Source organism: Pseudomonas sp. JL23 (assembly GCF_056933585.1).
The window spans coordinates 839,798-866,398 of record NZ_CM167795.1; the positions used below are offsets into that span (position 1 = coordinate 839,798).

Here is a 26,601-nt window from a genome sequence, read left to right on the forward strand (position 1 = left end):
TTGGCCGTTACCTGACTAATCAAAGTTGGTCCCGCTCTAGCAAACCCGTGTTTGAATTATTGAAAGCGCCGATGCAGGTCCGGAAAAATATCCTGGGCAAACCAGATAGGTAGACCGGGTTGGAGTGTGCGCGATTTTGGTGTGGCGCTGACGACGATACCGGCCTCTATTAATCGGGACAGTTCGGCGGTTGCCAGCCGTGGCGAGAGGCCTGTGAAGGTCTTGAACTCATTTCGGGGTAGCGTGCCTTGTGTGAGCAGTGCCACGACTGCTGGCCCGCTTTCTTCTCTGATGCCGCACGCCAGTAATTTTTCGTTGGTACGAAACGCTCGAATCACTCGTTCCCGCAGCTTGTCTCTATTCAACGCGGCAGTCATGTAGTCGATCTGATCATGGCAGACGTCCAGCATGAACTCGATGAAGCCAAAATAATGTTTCTGAGACATCTGCCCGCGCCCGTCGAGATCCCCCTCACGTGGGCGGTCAGCTCTGGCCAGCACGCTGTAGTAATCCTCATGTCGACGGGCAAGGCCACGGGAAAGCGACCAAAGATAGGGTTGCAAGCCCAATTGCGTGAGCTGCAAGTGAGTGATCATCCTGGCAACACGCCCATTTCCATCGAGGAAGGGATGTGTCCAGGCCAGTCGATGGTGATAGGCGAGCGCGGCAATCAAACGTCGTCGCGGATCACGGTTCATGCCGAAGCCATTTTGCAAATGACTCAGTATGGATAAAACGGCGCTGGCTGCTGGTGCTACATGGTGTTCTACCACTACCTCGTCATCAGGGCCGCTTCGAAGGACTCCAGGGGCTAAAAAGCGACCGTCTGCCAATCTGTGATTGCCTTCGTCTGTTTCGCTGAACAGGCGGCGGTGTACAGCGCAGATCAGCTGCGGTGAAAAGGTGTCCTTGAACTCTATCGGATGCCAGTTCAGCGCGCGTTCGAACAGCATCTGCACTTCCATGTGCTTTACAGCGAGGTCTTTCAGAAGCTTGCGCTCTCGCTTCGGTGCGGTTTGGGCCAGTTGCATGGCCGCAGGCTCCGCGTACTGGCCCTCGATCAGGTTCGAATAGTAGGTATTGGTTACGCGAAGGAGTTCCGCCAGGCGGTAAGCGGTTTCAGGCGCAACGCGGCCTGCAAGAAAAGCAGCCTTGGCGGGCAGGGCGTCGGCTTTCTCAATGATCGAGTCTGGCAGGCGATCCGGCAGAATGGGGTCTAGCCAGGATTTGGAAGTGATCAGCGTCATGATGAGGCGCAGGCCTAGAAAAAACGGTGAGTGGCTGCGCTTAAGCATAGATAGATTGCGCAATTTTGTGCGCATTTTATTTCACTTTTTTTTAGCCTGTAGACTGCATACTTATTACGTTCCGCCATTTTTTTTGATTTTTTCCTGCGCATATTTTTGCGCATTTCCCACTCTTACTTGGCCACCCAAATAATCAAGGCCGCACCGGCAACAAAAACCGACCCACCAACGGTAAATGATTGGATATCAATAGGGTGTCCTCACGCCTCACCCTGGCATCAATACGCTTGAGCAGCGGGCTGTAGAACAGGTAATCCAGGGTTCGATCCGGGCCGTTGACACGTGGGTCGTTGGGGAAGTGGGTCAGCCACTGTTCGCGGTCGATGCCGCTGGCTTCGTCGTTGCTGGGAATCATCGGGTATTTGTCCCAGAGCAGGTGCAGGTCGCTGTCGGACGAATAGCGGCTGCGTTGTTCCGGGGGCAAACGCTGGTATTGGCCCAGGGGCAACTGGTTGAAGTCGCCGCCGATCAGCCAGGGCGTGCCGTTGCTTTCCAGTTTGTCGAGCAGGCCGACGGTCATCTGGATTTGTTGCCGCGGCGTGTCGTCGTCGAGAGTGAAGGTGTTCAGGTGAGTATTGATGACTGCCAGTTCTCGACCGTCGCCCAAGGCCAGGTAGCTCACAAGCAGGGCGCGCTTGGGGTGGAACTGGCGGCTGATGGGGTCGGTGGCGAGGATCGGCAGTTGCAGGCGTTCGGCGTGGTCGATGCGGTAGCGGCTCAGGGTTGCCAGTTTCATGCCGACGCTGCCCATGATGTGGCGGTTCGGTACGAAATCGGCCTTCCAGTAGAAAGCTTCGGTGCTGCATGGGTAGAGATCGACGACCCGCTCCTGCAACAGGGCCAGCTGGTTCTGGTAGTCGGTGCTCTTGGCACCGTCGTTGACCTCCTGCAGGAGGACGATATCCGGCTGCTCGTCGCGAACGACCCGGGCCACTTCGTCGAGGTTGTAGGCGGTGTCTTCCGGGGTAGGGAGCTCATCGGTACCGCGGCCGTCGGCCAGGTCGTACCAGAACACGTAGCGCTTGCCGCCCAGGTACTGGATGTTCCAGGTCATGACTTTCAACGCCTGCCCCGGCATCAGAGGTGGCGCCTGCGTCTGGGCACTGCAACTGACGGGCAGTTTTTCGCGATTGGCCGGATGCCAGGTCAGGCTGTAGATCGCAGCCCCGGACAGGCCGAGTAATAGCAGCACAAGCAGGACGTAACGGGGTAGTCGGGGCATCGGCTCAAGGCTGTTCGCGGACTATTAGTGGCCCGAGCATAGCCCAGTCGGGCCGCGATGACAGCCCTCAGGGGTTGGCCGGTGGCTCGGTGATCAGCATGAACAGGCGGAACATCACCACACTGGTGAACAGTTGCAGGAAGCTGCTGGTGCTGTCGATGAGCAGGGTGACCACGGCATTCTGCGGGTCTGGCAGGATCATCAGGCTGAAGCGGCCCAGCAGTACCAGGGGCAGGTAGACGCACAGCAGGCAGACCAGGATCTGCACGAAATGGCCTCGAGTCAGCACAGCGCTCTGGCGCATGGCCGCCAGTGGCGTCAGGCCGCGCAGTACCAGCAGGTACTCGGCAAAAGCCAGTTTGATCATGATCCACACGCCCGGAAGGATGAACAGCGACAGCCCGGCCATGATCAGCAAGGTGCTCATGGCCGACAGCAGGGCGAAGGTCGGCCATAGGCGCAGGGCCAGGGCCAGCAGATCGCGTTTGCGCGGCGTGTCGCCGTGGCTGCGGGCGTCGAGAAACAGGATCAGTGCACCGGTATAGAGCGGGTAGAACAGCAGGCCGATGATCACTTCATAAACGCTGGCGGCGTTGTCCGATACGGTGCTGTCGAGCACTTCCTTGGTCAGGGCTTCGAGGGCGACCAGTGGCAGGCAAAGCACGATGATGCTGGCCAGGTTGCGCCGGGAAAAATACAGGGCATCACGAATAACGTTCAGCGGGTTCATGGGCTTCCGGTCAAAGGCTATAAAAAAGCGGCTGGACACTTTAGCCCATGGCCTGTGCCGAACCAAGGACAACGGTCCTTGAGGCTGCGCGTGGCATGGGCCTTCTTAACTTTTTATTTAACCTATTGAAAGCCTATGCCACGGCCCCATTACCCCGGTGACACAGGGCCATTTTGGCCCTGCGACGATTTCCAACGGCAATCTAACGAGGTCGCCATGAATAGCGAAGAGCAAACCCTGATCGATGGTCTTTTCTCGAAACTGAAAAGTGCCGAAGCCGCTTCAGCCCCCCGGGACGCCCAAGCGGAAGCGCGGATCAAGGAGCATCTCAGCCAACAGCCCGCTGCCCCGTATTACATGACCCAGGCGATCCTGGTGCAGGAAGTGGCAGTCAATAAGCTCAATCAGCAGATCCGTGATTTGCAGGCGCAGTTGCAGCAGGCCCGTGCCCAGGCTCAGCCGGCCCCGGCCCAGAGCGGTGGTTTCCTGTCGAGCATCTTTGGTGGCGGTTCGTCGCAGCCGCAAGCCCCTGCGCCTCAACCGTCCTCCGGGGGCTGGCGCGATGGCCCGGCGAACCCTGCGCCTCAAGCCAATTACGCCGCACCTGCACCGCAACAGCAGGCGGCGGCCCCGGCTGCACCCTTTGGCAGCGGCTTCCTCGGCGGCGCGCTGAAAACCGCAGCGGGCGTGGCCGGTGGTGTGATGCTGGCCGAAGGTATCAGTAGCCTGTTCCACCACAACAGTCAGCCTCAGGAGATTGTTGAAATCATCGAGCAACAACCGAGTCAGGCCAGCGACGCGGGCTTTGGCAACGGTGGCGGCGGTTGGGGCGACGAAAGCCAGCGGGTCAGCAACAACGACTCGTGGGGCGGTGGCAATGGCGGCGGTTTTGCCGACAGCGGCTACGACAGTAACGACGGCGGCGGCTTTATGGATGACGACGATTCGTTTGTCTGACGGTTGGTGCTCGTTGGAGCGAGGCTTGCCCGCGAATGTCTCGATGCAGTGTGTCTGGCATACCGCGTCGCTCAATTCGCGGGCAAGCCTCGCTCCCACAGGTACGATGTGCTCTTTGATCTCCTTGATCATCCTCAAACTGGCATACTGGGCGTCGATTCCGCTCCGGGATCCTGCTTCATGAGGATGTGCGGTGAAGAAGATTGCGGTATTTGCCGATGTACAAAACCTGTATTACACCGTGCGCCAGGCCCATGGCTGTCACTTCAACTATGCGGCGCTGTGGGCTGATATCAGCCAGCGCGGGCAGATAGTCGAAGCCTATGCCTACGCTATCGACCGTGGCGACAGTAAACAGCAGCAATTCCAGCAAATCCTTCGCAACTTGGGGTTTACCGTCAAGCTCAAGCCGTACATCCAGCGCAGCGACGGCTCGGCCAAGGGCGATTGGGATGTGGGCATCACCATCGATATCATGGACGTCGCGCCTCAGGTCGATGAAGTGGTGCTGGCCTCCGGTGATGGCGATTTCGATATGTTGCTCGAGCGCATCATCGCCAAGCATGGCGTCGAAGCCGTGGCTTATGGCGTGCCGGGCCTTACCGCCAACTCGCTGATCCGCGCCGCCAGTCGTTATGTGCCCATCGAAGGTGCGTTGCTGCTGAAAAACTGACGTTCGCGTCTGTCTTGTATTTGCCTGCCAGGAAGGTTTTACCCCGTGTTGGAACGTATTGCGGTCATCGACTTTGAAACCACGGGCATGTCCCCGAACATGGGCTGCCGGGCGACGGAAATCGCCGTGGTAATCATGGAACAGGGGCGCATCGTCGAGCGTTACCAGAGCCTGATGAATGCCGGTGTGCGCATCCCCGGCTTTATCGAAAGCCTGACCGGCATCAGCAACGCCATGCTGCGCAGCGCACCGCCCGCCGCCCAGGTCATGCAGGAAGTCGCCGAGTTCGTCGGCGCGACGCCCCTGGTGGCGCATAACGCTTCCTTCGACCAGAAGTTCTGGGACGACGAACTGGCCCGCATCCAGCGCCAGCGCGTGCAGGCCTTTGCCTGTTCCATGCTGCTGGCCCGCCGCCTGATGCCGGAAGCCCCCAACCACAAGCTCGGCACCCTGACCCGGTTTGCCGGCCTGCCCGATACCGGCAAGGCGCACCGGGCCATGGCCGATGCGGAAATGGCCGCCAACCTGATCGGCCACCTGGCCCTGCAATTGCGCAAGACCCATGGTCTGAGCGAAGTGTCCCATCCGTTGCTGTGTTCGCTGCAGAAGGTCCCGGCGGCGAAGATTCGCGAGACGCTCAAGCGTCATCGTGGTGCCTGAATAATGCGAATCTAATCTTGTGGGACCGGCTTTAGCCGGGAATACGATGGCCCAGGCGCAGGCGACGTGTTGACTGTACCGGCCTCTTCCCGGCTAAAGCCGGTCCCACATGAGTTGTTGTCCATTTTCCCTATAAAAATAACTGTCGATCCGAGCCTTCCATGCCTTCTGCCCGCCGCTTTCCCTTGCTGCTTATCGGTGCCTTTTTTGCCTTGTACGTAATCTGGGGATCGACCTATCTGGTCATCCGCATCGGTATCCAGACCTGGCCGCCGCTATTGCTGGCCGGGTCGCGTTTCACCATCGCCGGGACCCTGATGTATGCCGTGCTGCGCTTTCGTGGCGTGCCGTCGCCGACCTGGCAGCAATGGCGTGCGGCGGGGATGATCGGCTTTCTGCTGCTGGTCTGCGGCAATGGCGGCGTCAGCCTGGCCGAGCATGCCGGGGTCGCTTCGGGGGTTGCCGCGCTGTCGGTGGCGGTGGTGCCGCTGTTCACGTTGATTTGCGGGCTGTTCTGGGGCCATCGCAATACCGGCCTGGAATGGGCGGGGATTCTGCTGGGTCTGGTCGGCATGATCCTGCTCAACCTCGGCTCCAACCTGCAGGCCAGCCCCTATGGCGCGGCGCTGGTCATCTTCGCGGCGGCGACCTGGGCCTTCGGTTCGGTGTGGAGCCGCTACCTGCCGCTGCCCGCAGGGCCGATGGCCAGTGCGGCGGAAATGATCGTCGCCGGCGTGGTGATGCTGGCGGGCAGTGCGCTGATGGGCGAGCACATGGAGCAAGCGCCGGGCGTCGCCGGTTGGGCGGCGCTGGCCTATCTGGTGGTGTTCGGCTCCATTGTCGCGTTCAGCGCCTACATGTACCTGCTGAAAAACGTACGTCCGGCGGCGGCCACCAGCTATGCCTACGTCAATCCGGTGGTGGCGGTGCTCTTGGGCATTGTCTTCGCCGACGAACATATCGGCATGGCGGAAAGTGTTGCGATGACGGTGATTATCAGTGCCGTGGTGCTGATCGGCCTGCCTCAGTGGCGCAAACCCAAGACCGTCTGAGTCGGGCGGGCGCAGGCTAGACAAGGTAATATGGCGCCCATTGCTTCAATGCGCTGAATTTTCCTGACGGTATTACCATGACTTTCGCCTCCCTCGGCCTGATCGACCCCCTGCTGCGCGCCCTTGATGCGCTCGGCTACCAGACTCCGACTCCTGTACAGGCCCAGGCCATTCCACCGGTCCTGGCCGGGCGTGACCTGATGGCTGCGGCCCAGACCGGCACCGGCAAGACCGCCGGTTTCGCGCTGCCGCTGCTGCAACGCCTGACCATGGAAGGCCCGAAAGTGGCCGCCAACTCGGTGCGTTCGCTGATCCTGGTGCCGACCCGCGAGTTAGCCGAACAAGTCCACGAAGCCATCCGTCAGTACGCCGAACACCTGCCCCTGAGCACTTACGCCGTGTATGGCGGGGTCAGCATCAATCCGCAGATGATGAAACTGCGCCGAGGTGTCGATGTGCTGGTCGCGACGCCGGGCCGTCTGCTGGACCTGCATCGGCAGAACGCGGTCAAGTTCAATCAGGTCGAGACCCTGATCCTCGACGAAGCCGACCGCATGCTCGACCTGGGCTTCTCCGAAGAGCTGCGCAGTGTCTATGCCGCGCTGCCGAAGAAGCGTCAGACCCTGCTGTTCTCGGCGACCTTCTCCGACGCCATTCGCCAGTTGGCGACCCTGATGCTCGATAACCCCTTGAGCATCGAGGTCAGCCCGCGCAACGTGGCGGCGGCGTCGGTCAAGCAGTGGGTGGTGACGGTCGACAAGAAGCGCAAGCCCGAGTTGTTCATCCACTTGCTCAAGCGCCTGCGCTGGAGCCAGGTACTGGTGTTCGCCAAGACTCGTAACGGCGTCGATCAACTGGTCGAACGCCTGCAGGGCCTGGGCATCAACGCCGACGGCATCCACGGTGACAAGCCCCAGGCTACCCGCCAGCGCGCCCTGGATCGCTTCAAACTGCGTGAAGTGCAGATTCTGGTCGCCACCGACGTCGCCGCCCGCGGCCTGGATATCGATGACCTGCCGACCGTGGTCAACTTCGACTTGCCCATCGTCGCCGAAGACTACGTGCACCGCATTGGCCGTACCGGTCGTGCCGGTTTGACCGGGGAAGCGATTTCCCTGGTCTGTGCCGATGAAGTGGAGCTACTGGCTGCCATTGAAGTGCTGACCCGTCAGACCTTGCGCCGTGAAGACGAGCAGGGCTTCGAACCCGAGCATCGCGTCCCCGAGACCGACGCCAGCGGGCAGATTCTGAAAAAGCCGAAGAAACCGAAAAAGCCCAAGACCGGCGGTGGCGGCAAACGCAACCTCGGCAAATGGGTCGACAGCGGCGAAGTCGAACCTCAGGCCCCGGTGGCCAAGCCAGTACGCAAAGTGCCGGTGTTCAATACCGGGCCGCGTAAGCGTAAGCCGTAATTAAAAGCAGAGATTGACGCGCAACAGGTGGGACCGGCTTTAGCCGGGAAAGGGCAGGTATGACCGATACATTTCTATTGTCGGTCAGATTGTCCTCCCGGCTAAAGCCGGTCCTACGTCATTCAGCGCCCGCGCAACCACTCTGCTACTCCCAACCCCGCGATTCGCCCACTGGCAAAACACCCGGTCAGCAGATAACCGCCGGTCGGTGCTTCCCAGTCGAGCATTTCTCCGGCGCAGAACACGCCCGGCAGATTTTTCAGCATCAGACGCTCGTCCAGTGCGGCGAAGCTGACGCCTCCGGCGGTGCTGATGGCCTCGTCCAGCGGGCGAGTTCTGATCAGGGTCAGGGGCAGGGCCTTGATCGCTTGGGCCAGGCGCGCCGGGTCGCTGAAGGTGGCGGCGTCGGCCAGCTCGCGTAGCAGCGCGGCCTTGATCCCGTCGATGCCTAACTGGCTGTGCAGGTGCTTGGCCATGGAGCGCGAGCCACGGGGTTTGTTCAGGGCTTTCTCGACGGCGGCCAGGGGCTTGTTCGGCAGCAGGTCGATGCTGATGGTTGACGAGCCTTCCAGGTTTATCTGTTCGCGAATCGGCGCCGACAGCGCATAGATCAGGCTGCCCTCAATGCCGCTTTCAGTGATGACGCATTCGCCCAGTCGCAGCGTCTGGCCTTGCAGACCGATGGCGACGTTTTTCAGCGGTGCCCCGGCAAACTTGCTGCGCAGCAGTTCGCTCCAGCCTGTCACTTCGAACCCGCAATTGCTCGGCTGCAACGGTGCGATATCGATATCGTGCTCTGCCAGCCACGGCAGCCAGGCGCCATCGGAACCCAGACGTGCCCAACTGGCGCCACCCAGGGCCAGCAGGGTGGCGTCAGGCTTGATTGCCAGTTCGCCATCGGGATGAGCGATACGCAGGCTGCCATCGTCATTCCAGCCCAGCCAGCGATGCCGTGTATGAATGTTTACTCCGGCTTCGCGCAGGCGTTTGAGCCAGGCGCGCAGCAGCGGCGCGGCCTTCATATCGGTGGGGAAGACGCGTCCGGAGCTGCCGACAAAGGTCTGGATGCCCAGCTCATGAATCCACTGGCACAACGCCTCGGCGCCAAAGCTGCGCAGCCACGGGGCCACTTGGGGGGCGCGCTCGGCGTAGCGCGAGAGAAAGGCCGGGTAGGGCTCGGAATGGGTGATATTCATGCCGCCGACCCCGGCCAGCAGGAATTTGCGGCCCACCGAGGGCATGCCATCGTAGACATCCACCTGCAGGCCTGCCTGACTCAAAACCTCGGCCGCCATCAACCCGGCAGGGCCGCCGCCGATAATGGCGATGGAGGGTCGGGGCGTTTGTGCGGGCTGGGACATGGCGGGATGATCGAGGGCAGTGGGGGTGGGGCATTCTACCTGATGAGTCATTCTGTCGTAGTTCTTGCTCTCATGTGGGACCGGCTTTAGCCGGGAAAGGGCAGGTATGACCGAGGCATTTCTATTGTCGGTCAGATAGTCTTCCCGGCTAAAGCCGGTCCCACCGATCAAATGCAAACAGGGAATGCACTACAACCCCTCCGACAGCCAAACCCGCTGCGCGCTGTGATGCAGTATTCCGTGCCGCCGCGCCAGTGCTTCGCGGTCTTTGCTGTAGCCGCCGCCAATCACGCCCATGACCGGAATATCCCGGCCCAGGCAATGACGCATCACCGCCTCGTCGCGGGCGGCGACTCCAGCATCGGTCAGGCGCAGGTAGCCCAGGGCATCGTCCTGATGCACATCGACCCCGGCGTCATACAGCACCAGGTCCGGCTGATAGAGCGGCAGCAGGTAATTGAGGGTTTCGTCGACCACCTGCAGATAGTCGGCGTCGGCCATGCCCATGGGCAGCGGAATGTCCCAGTCGCTTGTGGCCTTGCGCGCCGGAAAGTTCTTTTCGCAATGCAGGGACACGGTGATGGCGTCTTCGGTGTCGGCGAGGATCCGCGCCGTGCCATCGCCCTGATGCACGTCACAATCGAAGATCAGTATCTTGCCGACCCGGCCGCTTTGCAGCAGATAGTGGCTGATAATGGCCAGGTCGTTGAAGATGCAGAAGCCCGCCGGGTAGTCGTAGTGCGCATGGTGGGTGCCGCCCGCCAGATGGCAGGCCAGGCCATGTTGCAGGGCTTGCTCGGCGGTCAGCAGCGAGCCGCCCACGGCGCGTACCGTACGTCGCGCCAGATCTTCGCTCCAGGGCAGGCCGAGGCGACGCTGGTCCTCGCGGGACAGGTCGCCGTCCATGTAGCGGCGGATATAACCGGGGTCATGGGCCAGGGCGAGAATGTCGTCCGGGCAAACCTCTGGACGAAGCAATTGAACATCCGTGGTCAGGCCGCTGTCGATCAAGTGGTCGCGCAGTAAACGGAACTTGTCCATCGGGAAACGATGGTCAGGCGGGAACGCGGGACTGTAGTCGTCGTGGTAGATCAGTGGCAGGGACATTTGGCGTGCAGGACAGGGACGAAGGCTGATCTTGCCAGTATTGGCAGACAACGCACAGCCTTTGCGCAAATCACCGCGCTACACTTGCCGCCACACACTCACTGGCCGGTTATGGGAGAAAACCGATGGAGCCGATACTCAGACTCGACAGTGCGCGATTGCTGATGCGCCAGTGGCGGGATGATGATTTACCGGCATTCGCCAAGATGTGTGCTGACCCCCAGGTCATGCGTTACTTTCCGGAGCCTATGACCCGCCTGGAAAGCGCCGCCCTGATCGGGCGCATACGCGGGCATTTCGCTGAACTGGGCTTTGGCCTGTGGGCACTGGAGCGCAAGGACTCCGGTGCCTTTATCGGCTTTACCGGGCTCGGCGTAGTGGGCTTCGAGGCACCTTTCGCCCCGGCCGTGGAAATCGGCTGGCGCCTGGCTCGGGAGCACTGGGGCTACGGCTATGCCAGTGAAGCGGCCTGGACTGCGCTGGGTGCCGGTTTCGAGCGCTTGGGGCTGGACGAAATCGTCTCCTTTACCGCGCAAAGCAACGAACCGTCGCAGAAAGTCATGCAGGCCATCGGCATGCAGCTTGATGTCGAAAACGATTTCCAGCACCCGAATGTTCCTGAGGGGCACCCCTTGCGGCCTCACGTGTTGTATCGGATTACTCGCGAACAATGGCTGAACACCCTGCAAGCTTGATCGGGATCGCGGCGCTAAATTCTGTATGATTTCGCCCTGAGTTGCGCAGGCACATGCCCCGTCAGAGGCGGCCCTGCGCTGAATGTCGATTGCCGCCTGTGCGTGTGCGGCTGAGCGAGGATGGGCCATGAGCCAAGTGTTGGATGATCTGGTTGACCTGTTGGCGCTGGAGTCGATCGAAGAAAACCTGTTCCGCGGTCGCAGCCAGGACCTGGGCTTTCGCCAGCTGTTTGGCGGCCAGGTGCTGGGCCAGTCGCTGTCGGCGGCCAGCCAGACCGTAGAAGACGAACGCCATGTGCATTCGTTGCACGGTTACTTCCTGCGCCCGGGTGATGCCCAGTTGCCGGTGGTTTATCAGGTTGACCGGGTACGCGATGGCGGCAGTTTCAGCACGCGTCGGGTCAGTGCGATCCAGAAAGGCCAGCCGATCTTCACCTGCAGCGCGTCGTTCCAGTACGACGAGGGCGGCATGGAGCATCAGACGCAAATGCCGCAAGTAGTCGGCCCGGAAAACCTGCCATCGGAGCAGGAACTGTTCCGCCTGCGCGCCGAGCAGATTCCCGAGCGCCTGCGCGACAAGCTGCTGTGCCCCAAGCCCATCGAGTTCCGCCCGATCACGGTTACCGACCCGTACAACCCGCAGCCCGGCGAACCGGTCAAATATGTGTGGTTCCGCGCCGACGGCAGCCTCGCCGATATCCCGGCCCTGCACAAATACCTGCTGGCCTATGCCTCGGACTTCAATCTGCTGACCACCTCCCTGCTGCCCCACGGCAAGTCGGTCTGGCAGAAAGACATGCAGATCGCCAGCCTCGACCATTCCCTGTGGTTTCACGGTGACCTGCGCGCCGATGACTGGTTGCTTTACGCCATGGACAGCCCTTGGGCGGGCAACTCCCGTGGGTTCTCTCGTGGCAGCGTGTACAACCGCGCCGGGCAACTGGTGGCGTCGGTGAGTCAGGAAGGGCTGATCCGTCACCGCAAGGACTGGGCATGAGTGCGTCCCGGCGCTTGAGTGATATCCGCCACTGGGTGTTCGACATGGACGGCACCCTGACGGTGGCGGCCCATGATTTTCCGGCGATCAAGCGGGTACTGGGTATTGCTCAGGAGGACGACATTCTCGGCCATCTGGCCGCGCTGCCTGCCGAGGAATCGGCCGCCAAACATGCCTGGCTGCTTGATCACGAACGCGAACTGGCCCTGGCCTCGCAGCCGGCGCCGGGGGCCGTTGAGCTGGTCCGGGAACTGGCCGGGCGTGGCTATCGCCTGGGTATCCTGACCCGCAACGCTCGCGAACTGGCCCATGTGACGCTGCAGGCGATTGGCCTGGCCGACTGCTTTGCCGTGGACGACGTGCTGGGCCGCGACGAAGCCCCGCCCAAGCCCGATCCTGGCGGCCTGCTGCATCTGGCGGCGAACTGGCAGGTCGAGCCTGCGAACATGGTCATGATCGGCGACTACCGCTACGACCTGGACTGTGGCCGCGCGGCCGGGGCGTACACCATCCTCGTCAACCTGCCGGAAAATCCCTGGCCGGAGTTGACCGACAGTTATGCGCTGGATTGCCAGGTGTTGCGCACGATGCTGGGCAGTGACTGACGGCGACAGTCTGTGGGACCGGCTTTAGCCGGGAAGACGCATTTCCCGGCTAAAGCCGGTCCCACAGTAAATACCTTAATCTATTGATTTAAAACGCCTTTATCTCGCCTTAAATCCCGCTATAAAACCGACTAATACCAAGTTGTGAATTGCACCCCCGTCGCGAAAGGAATGTCATGGATCCAGGACAGAGAGCGGCTACTCGGATGAGGCTCTCGGATAATCAGACGGTGGACGGATTCGCTCATGAATACTCACGGAATGCTTCGGGCAAGTACGGCGTTGGCCTTGGTCATGGCGGTTTGCCTTGGAGGTTGCAGCAGCGGCGGTGGAGGATCGAAAAGTCACGTGGATTCAGCGTCGCCGACGTCAACGTCGGCAACGGATGGTTCGGGATCCGGTACAGGGTCGGGCTCTGAAGCGGCAACTGATGGCGTGGCGGGCAGTGATGGCTCGGGCGGCATCGGTGTCATTCCGGATACTGGCGGTTCAATGGCCGGTGGCGGCGGCACTGGCACCGGCAGCGGCGGTACGGGTGGCGGCACAGGTGCTGGTGGTGGTGGCAGTACCACAACCCCTACAAACCCGGTTACGCCAGTGCGTACCAACGCACGCTTCGCCACGGCCAACACCAGTTCTTCCAGCGGCGATGTCCTGGGGCAACTGGGCGATACGGTGGTTGGTATTGGTGGCACCTTGTCGGGCATGTCCCTGGCGGGTAATACCGACCTGACTGGCGGTGCTGGCGGGCTTGTCGCTTCGGTGGGCTTTGCCACCAACAGCCTTGGCAGCGGCCTGACCGACGGCCTGGGTACTCTGGGCACCGACAGCAATGCACTGGGGGTGACCCTGTCCAGCGTCGGCACGGCTACTGGCGACCTGGGCGGCGGCGTTTCCTCTCTGGGCAGGGGGGTGTCGGCCTTTGCCGCAAACTCGCAGATTGAACAGGTGCCATTGGTGGGCACAGTGGTTGGCAAGGTCGGCGATGTAGTCGATGGCGTCGGCCAGAAAGTCACCATGCTCGGCGACACCCTCAGCACCGCCACTACCAGCGGGCCTTTGGGTTCGACCACACAAGCTGTTGGCAGCCGTCTGGTGCCGGTGGTGGCCATGCTCGAATCCACCACAACCAAAGTGGGTGACGCCACAGGGCTTGGTGCGCCAGTAAGTGGTGCACTGCAACAGATTCAAGGTGCGTTGAACAATGCCGGATCGCGGGTGGGTTCTGACCTGAACAATCCGACCATGGTCGGCCTGGGTGGCACGTTGGCCGGGTTGGGTAACGTCGCCGGTGCAGCCGGCGGTTATCTGGCCGCAGGCACCGGTGCACCGCTGCCAATCGGTGGTGGCACTGGCGGTGGCGCAGGTCTGCCGGGTGTACCGGGCGTACCGGGCGTACCGGGTATCGGCGGCGTCGGCCTTATCGAAAGCGTCGGCGGGCTGGTGGCCGGTGCAGGCAATGGCCTGAACGCCGGCAGCAGCAACGGTCTGCTCAGTGCTGCAGGCATCAATGGCGGCGCTATCGGCCAGACCGTGGCTTCCCTGGGCACAGTAGTTGGTGGCAACGGCATCGCCAACAACGCTATCGCCGCTCCGGTAGCGGCCCTTACCAGCAACGTCGGTGCAGCGGTAACGCCAGTAGTCAGTGGCGTCACCGGTCTGACTCAGCAAGTAGGTGCGGCCACGGGCATCGGTGCACCGGTCAACGGTTTGCTGAGCCAGGTGGGCGGCGCGGTCAATAACATCGGTACTCAGGTGACGGCCAGCAGCAGTAATCCGGTGGCCAGTGCCGTGGGTACAACGGTCAGCAGTGTCGGTAACACCGTGGCGCAAGTCGGCGGTCTGGTTACGGGTGCCGGTGGCGCGGCAACAGGTCTCGGCGGGGTGCTGGGTGTTGTAGGTGGTAGCTTGGGTGGCGGCAGTGGTATCGGCAGTGGTTTGCTGAATAGCCGTAAGTAGGTTCGCTGTAGTTGTGTAGTGAGCGAGTTTTCCTACAGCACCTAAGCTTGTTCAGGCAGGGAGTCGTAATGGCACCCTGCCTTTTTTTGGCTCAAGACCGCTGCTTTTCTGGATCATGGAGTGTCCTTATGCGCGTTTGTCTGCCGATGCTGCTTGCCAGCGTCACTCTCTGCCCTGGCCTGGCTCTGGCCGATACCCTTCCCGCATTTCTCAACAGCAACGATCAGCAGCGCAACCTGCCGCAGCCCAACCTTCCCGCTGATGCCTACCGCCCGGTGACGCCGGCCTTGCAGGTGCCCGCACCGACGCCGCCCCAGGCTGCGCCGCTGCTGATGAGCACAAAAGTGACGGTGAACAAGATTCGTATCGAAGGCGGTACGGTGTATCCGTTGGAGGAGCTGGGCGCTGCCTATACCCAGCTGATCGGCCACGAGGCCACGCTGGAGCAATTGATCGAGTCAACCCGTGGCTTGACCCGGCGTTATCAGGACGACGGCTACCTGCTGTCCTACGCCTTCCTGCCGCCCCAAGACTTCAAGGACGGGCTGGTGCGAGTGGTGCTGGTGGAAGGCTACGTGCGGGATTATCAGCTTCAGGGCGATGTAGGACGGGTCTCGGCCTACCTGCAGGAGTTGGTCGACAAGATTCGTCAGGAACGCCCACTGACCCGCAAGACTTTCGAGCGCTACACCGCCCTGATGAGCCGTGTGCCTGGTGTCACACTGCAAGCTCAGGTGCCACCGCCCGGCACCACCGACGGCGCCACGACTCTGGTCGCCACGGCGTCGCGCAAGCCCATCACCAGCAACCTCAGCCTGACCGATGACAATCGCAAGGGCCTGCAGGCATTGTTGGGTTTGAGCAGTAACTCGCAGACCGCCATGGCCGAGCAACTGACCTTCAGCGGTCTGTTGCCGCCGGGCAAGGATCAGGAGCATTACTATCGTCTCGATTACAGCCAGTACCTCAACGCTGAAGGCACGCAACTGAGCCTGTGGGCCGCCCGTTATCGCAGCGACCCTCACACCAATGTCAGCCTCGGTAACGGTATTGAATTGGAACAGCATCGCGAGAACGACCGCTTCTCCATCGGTATCAGTCACCCGCTGATTGCGGCGCAAAACCAGTGGCTCAGCGCCGGAGTACGCCTGTACGGGGTCAACGATCGGACTCGTTATCAGGTGATCGGTCTGCCGTTACAAATCGACACTCGCGTTGACAGCCGCGCGGTCGCCTTCGAAGGTGACTGGCGCAAGTCCGACGCCAGTCAGCTGCGCATCCTCAGTGCCGGGGTCTACCAGGGCTTGCATGGCATGGGCGCCAAGGCCGATGACCGTCAATACGACCTCGACTTCTTTCGCGTGCGCCTGTCCGGGGTGCAGAGCGACAAGTTCTTGCAGAACTGGCAGGGCGTGGCGTCGGCGGCATTGTACTGGAGCAACAACAGCCTGCCGGACAGTGAACGGGCACAGTTTGGCGGGCAGAACTTCGGGCGCGGGTACTCCACCGATCAGGCTTCGGGCGACAAGGGCTGGGGCGTGGCTTACGAGTTGAACTACAGCTTCAACCGCGACGGCAACTGGCTGAAAGTCGTACAGCCCTATGTGGTGCTCGATGCTGCCAAGGCCTGGTTCAATACCTTCGAGGTGCCGACCGCACAGATGTCATCAGCGGCGCTGGGCGTGCGTTTTGGCGACGCGCGGTATTACAACATTGCCCTGGAAGTGGCCAAGCCCATGTCCGATATCGCTCTGGACAGCCTTAACCGCAGGCCGAGGCTGACCTTGAGTTTCAGTTATCAGTTGTGAGCAACAAGAGTGACACTTAACGAATGTGGGACCGGCTTTAGCCGGGAAGACAATATGGCAGGCGATAAAAATGTATCGATCCTGCCTGCGTCTTCCCGGCTAAAGCCGGTCCCACAGTTATAATTCAAGAGTGATCAGGGCTTACTGCCCGACCTGATAAACCCGCGGTACCGGAAACAGGTTATTGAGGGTTTCGATCAGGCGGACGTGGTAAATGGGTTTACGGAAAAGATCGAGGACCTGCAGGCGCAGCATGTCACTGACATCTTCCATATCGGCGTGGCCGGAGGTGACGATCACTGGCAAGTGTTGCCGGGAGGTATGTTCGCGAAGGCGGCGGATCAACGACATGCCGCTTTCTTCTGGCATGCGCAGATCGGTAATCACCAGGGCAATGTCGGGATGCTTGGTCAGTTGTTGCAGGGCCAGCTTGACCGAGGACGCCGTAAAGCAGCAAAAACCCTCACCTTCGAGCAGTTCTGCCAACTCTTCATTGGCGTCCTCTTCATCGTCAACGAGGAGCAGTTGTTGGCGTGTCGGTTGGACGGGCATCGAGATTACACCTGAGCCATGAGTTGAGAATTACAAACGTCGCACTACAAGCCATTGAGCATCGTTGTGAGTCGAGTGAATACACCGGTAATCGCAGTACTCACACCCGGCATCAAGCCAACAATCACCAAAGCGACAAGAGCAATGATTACCACGTATTCAATTGCGGATGCACCTTCTTTGTTTTTGATGAAACGCGTGACGCCGTTGCTGAGTTTGGTAAAGGTCATATCAGATCTCCTTGCGCCATGGGGCGCCGGTAATACAAGTGATACGCGCCAACTGTCCCGACGCAATCACAGCATTGACCTCCCGGCCTAAAGCCACAACCGTAATAAAGCATTAATCATAAAGTTATACGTCGCCTGCGGTTTTCAGTGAGGGAGGGCTCATAACCCCATGGAATAAAACATCTAATTTTTCCCTGTACTGATGGCGCTTTGGATTAGGTGGTCTATTTTCATAGCCAAATGGATGGATGTTCATCACGACCAGATTGCAATGCTGGCCAGTAGGCCAGGTTGTCGTGCAGTGGCAAAGGGAGGGCCGTCATGAACAGTCGCGTTACCATGGGGCTTGCGGTCCTGTTGTTATTGGGCGCTTTGCTGGCCGGGTATTGGGGAACGGTGTTGAGTCGTCAGCCCGAGACTCCCGCCGTGGTAGCACCCATGGCAACTGACGCGCAACCGGTCGTCGCGCCGGCTCCACCTCCCCATGAAGATCCGCTGCGTCAGCCTGTGGTTGTCCTGGCCCATGACGTGCCTGCCAATGTGCCGCTCAAGGCCGAAGACCTGTTGGTAGAAAAACTGAAAGTCGCTCCTGTCGGCAGCTTTTCCAGCGTCGACGATGTGGTCAATCGCGTCAGCTGGCGCCCCTTGAGTGCAGGCACTTGGCTCAGCGCGCAGAGCTTTGCCGCCGGAGGCACCCTGGCCCGGATGATTCGCCCCGGTGAGCGCGCCCTGGGGTTGAGCGTCGATGAGGTGATGACCCTCGGTGGTCAGTTGAGCCCTGGGGATTACGTCGATGTCCTGCTGTTCCTGCCCCAGGAAACCGCCAATCCTGACCGTTCCGCCCAGATCGTCGCGCCGGCCTTGCGCGTGCTGAGTATCGGCGAGGTTCTGGGCCCTACCAACGATGGTCGGCCGGCTCAGGATATTGGCAGCGCTGATCGCCTGCAGCTCGAACAGCGCCGGGCGGCCGCGCGTACTGTGGTTCTGGCCGTGCCGGAAAGCCTGATCAATCGCCTGATGCTGGCTTCCCAGAGCGGTACGCTGCGCTTGGCCGTACGCAGTGCCGATGAGAAGAATCTTGAGCAGTACTGGGCCAGTGACAGCGCGGGCAAACCAGATATTGCCCTGCGTCTGGACACGGAAAAACGTGGCCTGCTGCCCTTCAACAAACTGAGCCAGAGCGCGCCGCTGCCTGTTTCGGCCGTGCCGGGCATTGCAACGCCCGTTGCACCTGCGGCGCCGCGCCAGGTGCCTGTAATACGCGGTGCCCAGGCGGCATCGCAACCGACTCCCTGATCACGCAAGGATTGCCTTTGATGAGTAGCCGTTTCGTACCTGTTGTGACGATGTTGGTATGGACTGTAGTGGTGGCAGGCACAGGGATGAATTCGGCCTGGGCGGCCACCGCCGGTTGCGCGGGGCTGCCAGCCTTGCCCGGCGCCATCGAAGTAGGGCAGGGCGTGCAGCAAAATATCAATTCGCCCGTGGCGATTACCCGCCTGGCCATCGGCGATCCGAAAATCGCCGATGTGGTCGCAGCGGGAGATAACAACGTCTTGCTGACGGGAGTCGGTCCGGGGGCCACGACCTTGATGGTCTGGACCGATTGCTCGCCGTCCCCGCGCCAGAGCATGGTGTTCGTGCGCGGCAAGGCCACTCGTGACATGAGTCAGGTGGCCGACGACCCGTCGCTGCCCAGCCAGGTGCAGACCGACATCCGCTTCGTCGAGGTCAGCCGAACCAAACTGAAGGAAGCCAGTACCTCGATTTTCGGGCGTGGCTCCAACAACTTCCTGTTCGGTTCGCCAGGAACTGTGCCGGGAACCGGTACCCCCAATCTCACCGTCAATACCGGTGCGGTCGGTCAGGCCCGACCCAATATTCCGCTGAATAACGAAAGCTTCAACATCATCTGGGGCGGTGGCAGCAGCAAGGTATTGGGCATGCTCAACGCCATGGAAGGCAGCGGCTTTGCCTACACTCTGGCGCGGCCCAGCCTGGTGGCCTTGAGCGGGCAGAGTGCTAGCTTTCTGGCCGGGGGTGAGTTCCCTGTACCGGTGCCCAATGGCACAGGCGATCAGATCACCATCGAATATAAGGAGTACGGAGTCCGTCTGACGCTCACGCCTACGGTGGTCGCCCATGGCCGCATCCTGCTCAAGGTGGCTCCGGAAGTCAGTGAACTGGACTTTACCGCCGGCATTGTCCTGGCCGGGATCTCGGTGCCGGCGCTGAATATCCGCCGCACCGACACCAGTATTTCCCTGGCCGATGGCGAAAGCTTCGTGATCAGCGGCCTGATCAATACGCGCAATACCGCGCAGGTCAACAAGTTTCCCGGTTTGGGCGACATCCCGATCCTTGGCGCGATGTTTCGTAACTCCCAGGTCAACAATGACGAGCGCGAGCTGCTGATGATCGTCACTCCGCACCTGGTCCAGCCGCTGGCTGCCAATGCCCAGTTGCCGTCGCTGCCGGGCGAAGCGCTGCGCAATTACGATCCGAGCTTCCTGCGTTTGTATTTCCTTGAGAACGGCAATTTCGAGCGCCGTAACGGGTTATCCCAATGAGCCAGAGCCTGAGCCAGACCTTCCTGGCAATCACCCGCAACAGCACCGATCTGGAATGGTTGCAGGGGGCCCTGGCGCCCCTGGGTCAGGTCGTCAGCGCCGGGGCCGGTACGCTCGACGAACTGTTGGCGCTGATCGATGTGACCTTCGCCAGCCTGGTCTTTGTCGGCCTCGATCGCGAGCATCTGATGAACCAGAGCGCTCTGATCGAAGGTGCGCTGGAAGCCAAGCCGATGCTGGCCATCGTCGCGCTGGGTGACGGTATGGACAACCAGTTGGTGCTCAATGCCATGCGTGCCGGGGCGCGGGATTTCGTCGCTTATGGCTCACGCTCCAGTGAAGTGGCTGGCCTGGTGCGGCGCCTGAGCAAACGTCTGCCGCCAGTGGCGCCGAATCCGAACATGGGCGGGCTGTCGGTGCTTTACGGCGCCCAGACCGGCGGCGATGGCGCGCTGATCGCTACCCATCTGGCACTGGTGGTGCAGAAGACCGGGCAGCGTACGCTGTTGCTTGATCTGGGCCTGTCCCGTGGCGACAGCCTGGCGATGATTGGTCTGGAATCCTCGTTCAGTTTTGGCGACGCCCTGCGCCATCTGCGCAGGCTTGATGCGACCCTGATCGACAGCGCCTTTACCACCACCGATGCCGGGCTGCGCATTCTTGCTTATACCTCCGAGGACGACCCGCTGGTGCAGTCCAGCGCCGCCGAGCTGTACATGCTGCTCAGCTCGCTGCGCCAGCATTTCCAGCATGTCATCGTCAATCTGGTGGGGCAGCCCGACAGCGATGCCTTGCGCACCTTTGTCAGCCACTGCGACCAGTTGCTCTGGTACACCGACCAGAGTGTGATGGAGTGCCGACGCAATCTGGCAGTGCTCAATCTGTGGCGGGAAAAGGGCATGAAACTGCAACACGCCAGCATGTTGATCGACCGCTACCTGCGCTCGGTCGCGCCGAATACCGAAACGCTGGAAAAGACCTTTGGCCTGCCCGTGGCGGCGGTTTTGCCGTTTCACCCTGAGCTGCGCCTCAATGCCAAGAATCAGGGCGTCACCCTGTTCGAGCTGGCCGCCCGTGATGCCTTGAGCAGTGGCTTGCGCCATCTGGGCGAACTGCTGGCCAGTCACTCGGTGACACAAGAGAGGCCGGCCGCAAGCTGGCTCAATCGGTTGTGGGGGAATAGGTGATGCCGGAAAAACTGTTCGGGGTTGCGTCGCGGGCCAATGAAGACGACGGTCAAGGGCTCAAGCTGGTGATGCATCGCTACATCATCGATGCCATCGAAGAAAGCGGCCGCAACGTACTGGAAGGCTCGCGTCCGGCCCTGGCCCAGTTCGTCATGGACCGCGTGGCCGACTACGTCGCGCGCATGCGCCTGGCGATTTCCCGTTATGAAATGGAGCGCCTGGGCGAAGAACTGGTCGACGAACTTACCGGCTACGGCCCACTGGAAGTTTTGCTGCGCGACGCCTCGGTGACGGAAATCCTGGTCAACGGACCGAGCAAAGTGTTCGTCGAGCGCAACGGCGTGCTGCATCACACCGACCTGCGCTTTATCGACTCGCAGCACGTCGAGCGGGTCATGCAGCGCATTCTCGCGCCCATGGGTCGCCGCCTGGATGAGTCGTCGCCGATGGTCGATGCCCGTCTGCCCGACGGCAGCCGGGTCAACGCAATCATCCCGCCGATTGCCTTGGACGGGCCGTGCCTGTCGATCCGGAAATTCCGCAAGGACATGCTCAAAAGCGCGGATCTGGTGGCGATGCAAACCATCGACCAGATGATTTTCGATTTCTTCGCGGAAGCGGTGGGCAAGCGCTGCAACATTTTGGTCAGTGGCGGCACCGGCACCGGGAAAACCACGCTGCTCAACGTGTTGAGCCAGCTGATCAGCCCGCATCAGCGCCTGGTCACCATCGAGGATGTGGCCGAACTGCAACTCAGCCACCCCCATGTGGTGCGCCTGGAGACACGTCCGCCCAATGCTGAAGGTCACGGCGAGGTTCGCGCCAGTGACTTGATCCGTAACGCCCTGCGGATGCGCCCGGACCGCATCATCCTCGGCGAGATCCGCGGCGTGGAAGTGCTCGATGTACTGACCGCGATGAACACCGGCCACGATGGCTCCATGAGTACCGTGCACGCCAACAACGCCCAGGATGCCCTGCTGCGCCTGGAAACATTGGTCGGCCTGACCGGGCGGCAGATCGCTACCAGCACACTTCGGCAGATGATTTGCGCAGCCCTGGACGTGATCATTCAACTGGCGCGCCTTCCCGACGGGCGCCGCTGTGTCAGCGAGGTGGTGGAAGTGGTGGGCATCCGAGACGATGTCTATGTGACCAACACACTGTTCCGCCTGGATCGCCGCAACAACGTCGGCTTCCAGCGTGAGGCCATGCACGCAGCGGGTGACAAGCTGCGGGCGGCGGATTATTGAGGTGCCGACATGAGCAAGGGCGCGCTGCTGCTGGGGGTGATATTCCTGCTGCTGCTCGGCGGCTCGATCTATTTGTTCCACCGGGCAATGACCGCCGGGGCTCGGGAGCGGGTCATGCAGCGGCTCACCGAAGGCCTGCCCCAGCCGGTGGCCCACAAGCCGGGCTGGCAATATCTGGAGCGTGCTTTTCTGCAGGCCGGGCTGGGGCGGGCGACGGATCGGATGAAACTGGTGTTGGTCGGTTGGGCCGTGAGCATGTTTCTCGGTTACCAGCTCTGGGAATGGCCCGGCCTGACGGTGTTCTCCGTAGCGACGCCACTGTTGGTGCGCCTGTTTATCAGTTGGCGCTATCGCAAGCGGGTGCGGCGGATGATCGAGCAATTGCCGCAAATGCTTGATTACACCGTGCGCAGCCTCAAATCCGGACGCACCCTGGCCGATGCGGTATTGCATGGCATCGAAGCCGCCAACGAACCGCTCAAGGAAGGCATGAGCCGGATTCCACGCAGCGTGCAGTTGGGGGTCAGCCTGACTGACGCCACCCAGGATTTCGCCGATCTGTATGAGCGCGACGAGTTTCGCCTGTTCGCCCTTGGCCTGCGGGTCAACAGCCGCTACGGCGGCAACGCCAGCGAGCTGATGGAAAACCTGATCCGCCTGATTCGCGAGCGGGAACAGGCGGCGCGCCAGTTGCGCGCCATGACCGGTGAAACCCGCATGACCGCCCTTGTTCTGGGGGCCTTGCCGGTATTGATGGCCGGTTATTTTCTGGTCGCCAACCCCGGTTACCTGATGCATATGTGGAACGACGAGACTGGCCGGACGATGCTGATGATTGCCTTCGCCATGCAGACGATGGGCACGCTGCTGATCTGGCGCATGTTGCGGAGTATCTGATGAAAGTCTTGCTGATCAGCCTGCTGATGATTTTGCTCGCCGTATTGCTGCTGATTTCGGGTCTGGCCCAACAGCGGCGTAACGAGCGTCTGGTGACGCAGCGGCTGCACGGTCAGGTGATCCGCGAAAGCCGGGTGGGCAGTTGGCTGCGCCTGTTGGGCGACACACCCATCGGCCAGCGCTCGCTGAGCATGGACACTGAAACGCAGATATTGCTCAACCGTGTGGGCTGGCGCCGGGCCAGTAAGCGCTCGTTGTTCGCCGCCTGTCAGGTAGGCGTGCCGCTGGGCGCGCTGGTGTTCGGCTTTCTCGTTGATCTGTTTTTTTTCGGTGACGAGGTGCCGGTACTCATCCTGCCTATCTGCGGCTTTTGCGTGGGGTTTCTGTTGCCCAAGCGAATCCTGGTGGCAGTGGCCAAGCATCGGCAGAAGCGCGTGGTGGTGGAGATCTCTACCTTTATCCCGCTGCTGCGCATCCTGTTCGAGTCCGGCATGGCCGTGGAACAGGCCCTGCGCGTGCTCAGTAACGAAGGCAAGGCCCTGCTGCCGGTGCTGTCTTCGGAGATCCAGATCGTGCTGAGCCGGGTCGACTCTGGCCTGGAGCTGGGAGAAGAACTGAGCAAGACCGCGCAGCTGCTGGCGGTAGATGAATTCAGCGACACCTGTGTGATTCTCAACCAATTGATCCATCAGGGCGGCGGGGCGATGAAGTCGCTGTTGTCGCTCAAGCAACTGTTCGACGACCGGCGCATGACCCGCTTGCAGGAGTACATCTCCAAGCTCTCGGCAAAGATGTCGGTGGTCATGATGGTGTTTCTGTTTCCGGCGTTATTGATCGTTCTGGCGGGGCCGGGTTTTACCGCCATCAGCCGAGCCTTTGGAGGTTCTTAGTGGTGCATATCAAGAGCGTTATGCTGCTGGCCGGAATGCTCGTTCTGGGCGGTTGCGCCAGTGATGGCAGCGCGCCGTGGCTGGCGGCGGCCAATAGTTGCTCGAAACTGGCGTCCGACGACGAATTGAAGCTGAACCTGGCTCAGGATATGGCCGGTGAAGGCCGCCTGCATGCCGCCCTGGCCAATCTTGAAGCCTTGCCCGACAGTGTCGACGTACGCTTGCGCAAGGCGCAGATACTGCGCCAGTTGGGCAGCAGCGAAGCAGAACCGTTGTACCGAAGCCTGCTCAGCACCTGCCGCAGCGACGAGGGTGAACACGGTCTGGGACAACTGGCGGCGGCGCGTGGCAATAACGACGATGCGCTGGCCCATTTGCTCAAGGCGGTAAAACTGGCGCCGACCAACGAGAAAATCCGCAACGATCTGGGCGTGGTCTACCTCAATCAGCTCAAGTTCGAACAGGCACGATTTCAGTTCCTGACCGCCATGGAACTTAAGCAGTCGGACACCCTGGCTGCGGAGAATCTGCTGACCATGCTGCTGTATCAGGACCACTGGAATCAAGCGGCCGAGTGGGTCACCCGCAATGGTCTGAGCCCGGAGCAGTTCAACGACGCCCGTGCCCGGGCCGAAGCCTTGAAGAAACCCGCGGCGGTAAGACCGGTGGTTGCCGAGCCCGTTGCCGCGGTGGCTGCACAGAGCGCGCTCAAATGAGCAGGGAGAAGGGTATGAAAGCGGCAATCATCGGCATTGTCAGCCTGCTGGCCATAGCGCAGGGCGCCTGGGCCGCCGAGAAGGGCGACTCACCCTGGCAGGAACAGACGCAGAACTGGCTGCAATTGCAATCCCAGGGCCGCCATGCGTCACCGACGCCGCAAGCCGCCACCCCGGCTGAGCGCGAGCAGAGCATGCAACGTTGGCTCGACAGCTATAAGCATGAGATTCCGGATTTCTTCGAGCAGAAAAAAGGCGGCAAGACGGGGTCTGGTGGCTGAGTCGGGGTTGGCAGCAGACCCCGCCCGGTCTTTGGCGCCGTGCCGCCGCACGGCAAATCCTTTAATTCACCGTCACTCGCTGCCGCGCCGAGGGGTTGCCCGGTGACAGAGCCAGCGCCAGTTGCGTGCGGTTATGCATATGGGTCAGGCGCAGCACCTGTGACACATACAGCTTCACGGTGTTTTCGGTAATGCCCAGCTCGCAGGCGATCTGGTAGTTGGTCTGGCCCTTGCCGACCAGTCTGGCGACGTCCAGCTGGCGCGGGGACAACTGATCGAAAATCGCCGGAATCTCGACCTCGGCCTCGTGCTCGCCCGGTTGTGTAATGACCACCTGGGTGCGTTTCTTGTCCAGATCCTGATACAGATCGTCGATGGAGGCCGCCAGGTTTTGCAGCTTTTCGTTGAGCTGGCCCAGGTTGTTCAAGCCCTTTTGCCGCTCTTGCAGCTCGATCTCCTGACGCTGGATGCCCTTGAGCACGTCCTCCAGATCGACCGGCTTTTGATAGTAGTCGGCGATACCGGCGCGCAGGGCCTTGATCACGTCCTGTTTTTCCGCGCGGCCGGTGAGCATGATGGATTCGAAGACCCGCTGTTTACCCGCCAGCAGCTTCATGGCTTCAACCAGTTCGATGCCGTTCAATTCGGGCATGTCCAGGTCACACAGCACGATGCCGATTTCGGTGTCCTCACGAAACCGCTGCAAGGCTTCCCGGCTTGAACTGCATGGGACGCAACGGTAGCCGCTGCTTTCGAGGAAATCGGTGAGCTCCTCAACAATCATGATCTCGTCGTCGACGACCAGTATTTTCACTGTCGAATGCATGTTTACGCAGTACTCCATGTTTGCGAGGTACAACTGACCGGGGTGCGGGGTAGCGGCAACCCTTCGCCATACGCCGAGTCGCAATCCATTACTGTTTATATCGGGTTAAACGTAGTCGCACTTTACTACTATGTACATAGCACGGTCCTACGATTGCGACTGGCGGATCAGCAGGTCTGCGAGGAGAAAACCGACGAACAGGAAGGGTGCGAATGGATATTTTTTTGACGAAGGGTCATTCAAAAGGCGGTATCGCCCGGCAAGTCCCTGACCCATAAAGGGCCAGATTTTCTGACGCAGTGCCAGCCACAGCAAGGTCACGACGGCGGCGCCGATAAAGCTGCCCAGTACATGCAGGCGATCGGTCAAAAGAGCGAGAGCTGCCATCAGTTTGACGTCCCCTGCGCCCATTCGCCCCAGTGCGTAGCCAGGCAGGGTGAATAGCACCGCCAGCAACAATGCCCAGCCACCCTCACTGGCTGGTGCGCCAAGCCAGGTCCGGCCTTGCAGCAGCAGATAGATCAGCGCCAGGCAGGCCACGCCGAGGGTCAGGATATTGGCGATCTGTCGTTGCCGGGCATCTTGCTCGGCACAAAACGCCATCCATATGAGTAGGAAAAGTAATTCCATCTAGTAAAAAACATCCTGTTTTCT

The 26,601-nt window shown here is 60.9% G+C and carries 26 protein-coding genes and 2 pseudogenes; 19 read left to right on the top strand and 9 right to left on the bottom strand.

Features of this window, described 5'->3' with window-relative positions:
- Window positions 1–56 precede the first annotated feature (56 nt).
- From AC1Z24_RS04070 to AC1Z24_RS04080, 3 genes are all read right to left on the bottom strand, one after another.
- On the bottom strand, window positions 57–1,322 hold the full coding sequence (locus AC1Z24_RS04070; RefSeq protein WP_483744635.1) for a Fic family protein: 1,266 nt from the start codon (window positions 1,320–1,322) through the stop codon (window positions 57–59).
- 118 nt (window positions 1,323–1,440) lie between these two features.
- Window positions 1,441–2,529, bottom strand: coding sequence for an endonuclease/exonuclease/phosphatase family protein (locus tag AC1Z24_RS04075; protein ID WP_483744636.1), 1,089 nt, complete (start codon window positions 2,527–2,529; stop codon window positions 1,441–1,443).
- 67 nt (window positions 2,530–2,596) lie between these two features.
- Window positions 2,597–3,259 (bottom strand): YciC family protein, encoded by a 663-nt coding sequence (locus AC1Z24_RS04080; RefSeq protein ID WP_483744637.1) that lies wholly within the window; start codon window positions 3,257–3,259, stop codon window positions 2,597–2,599.
- A 216-nt stretch (window positions 3,260–3,475) separates the two neighbouring features.
- Between AC1Z24_RS04080 and AC1Z24_RS04085 the strand changes: the two genes are divergently transcribed.
- The 5 genes from AC1Z24_RS04085 (at window position 3,476) to rhlE1 (ending at window position 8,013) form a co-directional block, all read left to right on the top strand.
- A complete protein-coding gene (locus AC1Z24_RS04085) occupies window positions 3,476–4,216 on the top strand; it encodes a DUF2076 domain-containing protein (protein WP_483744638.1) in 741 nt (246 codons plus the stop codon).
- A 193-nt stretch (window positions 4,217–4,409) separates the two neighbouring features.
- The gene (locus AC1Z24_RS04090; protein WP_483744639.1) at window positions 4,410–4,889 is read left to right on the top strand and encodes an NYN domain-containing protein; all 480 of its coding nucleotides are present in this window, start codon (window positions 4,410–4,412) and stop codon (window positions 4,887–4,889) included.
- A 48-nt stretch (window positions 4,890–4,937) separates the two neighbouring features.
- Window positions 4,938–5,549: a 3'-5' exonuclease gene (locus AC1Z24_RS04095; protein WP_483746519.1), complete on the top strand. Its 612-nt coding sequence runs from the start codon at window positions 4,938–4,940 to the stop codon at window positions 5,547–5,549.
- 161 nt (window positions 5,550–5,710) lie between these two features.
- Window positions 5,711–6,601, top strand: a complete 891-nt coding sequence (yedA, locus tag AC1Z24_RS04100) for a drug/metabolite exporter YedA (protein WP_483744640.1) — start codon at window positions 5,711–5,713, stop codon at window positions 6,599–6,601.
- A gap of 77 nt (window positions 6,602–6,678) precedes the next feature.
- Window positions 6,679–8,013, top strand: coding sequence for an RNA helicase RhlE1 (gene rhlE1 / locus AC1Z24_RS04105; protein WP_259104748.1), 1,335 nt, complete (start codon window positions 6,679–6,681; stop codon window positions 8,011–8,013).
- 122 nt (window positions 8,014–8,135) lie between these two features.
- On the opposite strand, the gene AC1Z24_RS04110 is transcribed toward rhlE1, so the two are convergent.
- Window positions 8,136–9,374, bottom strand: coding sequence for a TIGR03862 family flavoprotein (locus AC1Z24_RS04110; protein WP_483746520.1), 1,239 nt, complete (start codon window positions 9,372–9,374; stop codon window positions 8,136–8,138).
- A gap of 189 nt (window positions 9,375–9,563) precedes the next feature.
- Complete coding sequence (locus AC1Z24_RS04115) at window positions 9,564–10,481, bottom strand: histone deacetylase family protein (RefSeq protein WP_483744641.1); 918 nt, start codon at window positions 10,479–10,481, stop codon at window positions 9,564–9,566.
- Window positions 10,482–10,606: 125 nt separating this feature from the next.
- Here AC1Z24_RS04115 and AC1Z24_RS04120 point away from each other — a divergent pair, with 125 nt between their 5' ends.
- From AC1Z24_RS04120 to AC1Z24_RS04140, 5 genes are all read left to right on the top strand, one after another.
- Window positions 10,607–11,176, top strand: a complete 570-nt coding sequence (locus AC1Z24_RS04120; protein ID WP_483744642.1) for a GNAT family N-acetyltransferase — start codon at window positions 10,607–10,609, stop codon at window positions 11,174–11,176.
- A gap of 127 nt (window positions 11,177–11,303) precedes the next feature.
- A complete protein-coding gene (gene tesB / locus AC1Z24_RS04125; protein WP_483744643.1) occupies window positions 11,304–12,173 on the top strand; it encodes an acyl-CoA thioesterase II in 870 nt (289 codons plus the stop codon).
- Window positions 12,170–12,778: an HAD family hydrolase gene (locus AC1Z24_RS04130; protein ID WP_483744644.1), complete on the top strand. Its 609-nt coding sequence runs from the start codon at window positions 12,170–12,172 to the stop codon at window positions 12,776–12,778. Before tesB ends, AC1Z24_RS04130 begins: the two co-directional genes overlap by 4 nt.
- A 348-nt stretch (window positions 12,779–13,126) precedes the next feature.
- Window positions 13,127–14,737, top strand: coding sequence for a collagen-like triple helix repeat-containing protein (locus tag AC1Z24_RS04135; protein WP_483744645.1), 1,611 nt, complete (start codon window positions 13,127–13,129; stop codon window positions 14,735–14,737).
- 128 nt (window positions 14,738–14,865) lie between these two features.
- Window positions 14,866–16,545 carry a ShlB/FhaC/HecB family hemolysin secretion/activation protein gene (locus AC1Z24_RS04140; protein WP_483744646.1) on the top strand — a complete coding sequence of 560 codons (1,680 nt, stop codon included), beginning with the start codon at window positions 14,866–14,868 and terminating at the stop codon, window positions 16,543–16,545.
- Window positions 16,546–16,686: 141 nt separating this feature from the next.
- Here the strand turns inward: AC1Z24_RS04140 and AC1Z24_RS04145 are convergent, their stop codons facing one another.
- Window positions 16,687–17,097, bottom strand: coding sequence for a response regulator (locus tag AC1Z24_RS04145; RefSeq protein WP_483744647.1), 411 nt, complete (start codon window positions 17,095–17,097; stop codon window positions 16,687–16,689).
- 44 nt (window positions 17,098–17,141) lie between these two features.
- Window positions 17,142–17,327 carry a Flp family type IVb pilin gene (locus AC1Z24_RS04150; RefSeq protein WP_483744648.1) on the bottom strand — a complete coding sequence of 62 codons (186 nt, stop codon included), beginning with the start codon at window positions 17,325–17,327 and terminating at the stop codon, window positions 17,142–17,144.
- A 321-nt stretch (window positions 17,328–17,648) separates the two neighbouring features.
- On the opposite strand from AC1Z24_RS04150, the gene cpaB reads away from it, so the two are divergent.
- The 9 genes and pseudogenes from cpaB to AC1Z24_RS04195 all read left to right on the top strand — a co-directional run bounded on the left by cpaB (window position 17,649) and on the right by AC1Z24_RS04195 (window position 25,121).
- Window positions 17,649–18,623, top strand: coding sequence for a Flp pilus assembly protein CpaB (cpaB, locus tag AC1Z24_RS04155; protein WP_483744649.1), 975 nt, complete (start codon window positions 17,649–17,651; stop codon window positions 18,621–18,623).
- A gap of 20 nt (window positions 18,624–18,643) precedes the next feature.
- Complete coding sequence (locus AC1Z24_RS04160; protein ID WP_483744650.1) at window positions 18,644–19,897, top strand: type II and III secretion system protein family protein; 1,254 nt, start codon at window positions 18,644–18,646, stop codon at window positions 19,895–19,897.
- The gene (locus AC1Z24_RS04165; RefSeq protein WP_483744651.1) at window positions 19,894–21,084 is read left to right on the top strand and encodes a CpaE/TadZ family protein; all 1,191 of its coding nucleotides are present in this window, start codon (window positions 19,894–19,896) and stop codon (window positions 21,082–21,084) included. Before AC1Z24_RS04160 ends, AC1Z24_RS04165 begins: the two co-directional genes overlap by 4 nt.
- Window positions 21,084–22,337, top strand: coding sequence for a TadA family conjugal transfer-associated ATPase (locus AC1Z24_RS04170; RefSeq protein ID WP_483744652.1), 1,254 nt, complete (start codon window positions 21,084–21,086; stop codon window positions 22,335–22,337). Before AC1Z24_RS04165 ends, AC1Z24_RS04170 begins: the two co-directional genes overlap by 1 nt.
- Window positions 22,338–22,346: 9 nt before the next feature.
- Complete coding sequence (locus AC1Z24_RS04175) at window positions 22,347–23,234, top strand: type II secretion system F family protein (protein WP_483744653.1); 888 nt, start codon at window positions 22,347–22,349, stop codon at window positions 23,232–23,234.
- A 26-nt stretch (window positions 23,235–23,260) separates the two neighbouring features.
- A pseudogene (locus AC1Z24_RS04180) lies at window positions 23,261–23,525 on the top strand (type II secretion system F family protein); the annotation flags it as partial.
- Window positions 23,526–23,611: 86 nt separating this feature from the next.
- Window positions 23,612–24,124: pseudogene (locus AC1Z24_RS04185) on the top strand (type II secretion system F family protein); the annotation flags it as partial.
- 8 nt (window positions 24,125–24,132) lie between these two features.
- A complete protein-coding gene (locus AC1Z24_RS04190; RefSeq protein ID WP_483746521.1) occupies window positions 24,133–24,840 on the top strand; it encodes a tetratricopeptide repeat protein in 708 nt (235 codons plus the stop codon).
- Window positions 24,841–24,854: 14 nt separating this feature from the next.
- Complete coding sequence (locus AC1Z24_RS04195) at window positions 24,855–25,121, top strand: DUF3613 domain-containing protein (RefSeq protein WP_483744654.1); 267 nt, start codon at window positions 24,855–24,857, stop codon at window positions 25,119–25,121.
- Between the two features lie 61 nt (window positions 25,122–25,182).
- Here the strand turns inward: AC1Z24_RS04195 and AC1Z24_RS04200 are convergent, their stop codons facing one another.
- Together AC1Z24_RS04200 and AC1Z24_RS04205 are read right to left on the bottom strand one after the other, a co-directional pair.
- Complete coding sequence (locus tag AC1Z24_RS04200) at window positions 25,183–25,947, bottom strand: response regulator transcription factor (protein ID WP_483744655.1); 765 nt, start codon at window positions 25,945–25,947, stop codon at window positions 25,183–25,185.
- Between the two features lie 147 nt (window positions 25,948–26,094).
- Window positions 26,095–26,577, bottom strand: a complete 483-nt coding sequence (locus AC1Z24_RS04205; protein WP_483744656.1) for an A24 family peptidase — start codon at window positions 26,575–26,577, stop codon at window positions 26,095–26,097.
- Window positions 26,578–26,601 lie beyond the last annotated feature (24 nt).

Coding starts and splice junctions, on each gene's coding strand:
- AC1Z24_RS04070 (WP_483744635.1), bottom strand. CDS start 1,322: ATGCGCACAAAATTGCGCAATCTATCTATGCTTAAGCGCAGCCACTCA.
- AC1Z24_RS04075 (WP_483744636.1), bottom strand. CDS start 2,529: ATGCCCCGACTACCCCGTTACGTCCTGCTTGTGCTGCTATTACTCGGC.
- AC1Z24_RS04080 (WP_483744637.1), bottom strand. CDS start 3,259: ATGAACCCGCTGAACGTTATTCGTGATGCCCTGTATTTTTCCCGGCGC.
- AC1Z24_RS04085 (WP_483744638.1), top strand. CDS start 3,476: ATGAATAGCGAAGAGCAAACCCTGATCGATGGTCTTTTCTCGAAACTG.
- yedA (WP_483744640.1), top strand. CDS start 5,711: ATGCCTTCTGCCCGCCGCTTTCCCTTGCTGCTTATCGGTGCCTTTTTT.
- rhlE1 (WP_259104748.1), top strand. CDS start 6,679: ATGACTTTCGCCTCCCTCGGCCTGATCGACCCCCTGCTGCGCGCCCTT.
- AC1Z24_RS04110 (WP_483746520.1), bottom strand. CDS start 9,374: ATGTCCCAGCCCGCACAAACGCCCCGACCCTCCATCGCCATTATCGGC.
- AC1Z24_RS04115 (WP_483744641.1), bottom strand. CDS start 10,481: ATGTCCCTGCCACTGATCTACCACGACGACTACAGTCCCGCGTTCCCG.
- AC1Z24_RS04120 (WP_483744642.1), top strand. CDS start 10,607: ATGGAGCCGATACTCAGACTCGACAGTGCGCGATTGCTGATGCGCCAG.
- tesB (WP_483744643.1), top strand. CDS start 11,304: ATGAGCCAAGTGTTGGATGATCTGGTTGACCTGTTGGCGCTGGAGTCG.
- AC1Z24_RS04130 (WP_483744644.1), top strand. CDS start 12,170: ATGAGTGCGTCCCGGCGCTTGAGTGATATCCGCCACTGGGTGTTCGAC.
- AC1Z24_RS04140 (WP_483744646.1), top strand. CDS start 14,866: ATGCGCGTTTGTCTGCCGATGCTGCTTGCCAGCGTCACTCTCTGCCCT.
- AC1Z24_RS04145 (WP_483744647.1), bottom strand. CDS start 17,097: ATGCCCGTCCAACCGACACGCCAACAACTGCTCCTCGTTGACGATGAA.
- AC1Z24_RS04150 (WP_483744648.1), bottom strand. CDS start 17,327: ATGACCTTTACCAAACTCAGCAACGGCGTCACGCGTTTCATCAAAAAC.
- cpaB (WP_483744649.1), top strand. CDS start 17,649: ATGAACAGTCGCGTTACCATGGGGCTTGCGGTCCTGTTGTTATTGGGC.
- AC1Z24_RS04160 (WP_483744650.1), top strand. CDS start 18,644: ATGAGTAGCCGTTTCGTACCTGTTGTGACGATGTTGGTATGGACTGTA.
- AC1Z24_RS04165 (WP_483744651.1), top strand. CDS start 19,894: ATGAGCCAGAGCCTGAGCCAGACCTTCCTGGCAATCACCCGCAACAGC.
- AC1Z24_RS04170 (WP_483744652.1), top strand. CDS start 21,084: ATGCCGGAAAAACTGTTCGGGGTTGCGTCGCGGGCCAATGAAGACGAC.
- AC1Z24_RS04175 (WP_483744653.1), top strand. CDS start 22,347: ATGAGCAAGGGCGCGCTGCTGCTGGGGGTGATATTCCTGCTGCTGCTC.
- AC1Z24_RS04195 (WP_483744654.1), top strand. CDS start 24,855: ATGAAAGCGGCAATCATCGGCATTGTCAGCCTGCTGGCCATAGCGCAG.
- AC1Z24_RS04200 (WP_483744655.1), bottom strand. CDS start 25,947: ATGCATTCGACAGTGAAAATACTGGTCGTCGACGACGAGATCATGATT.
- AC1Z24_RS04205 (WP_483744656.1), bottom strand. CDS start 26,577: ATGGAATTACTTTTCCTACTCATATGGATGGCGTTTTGTGCCGAGCAA.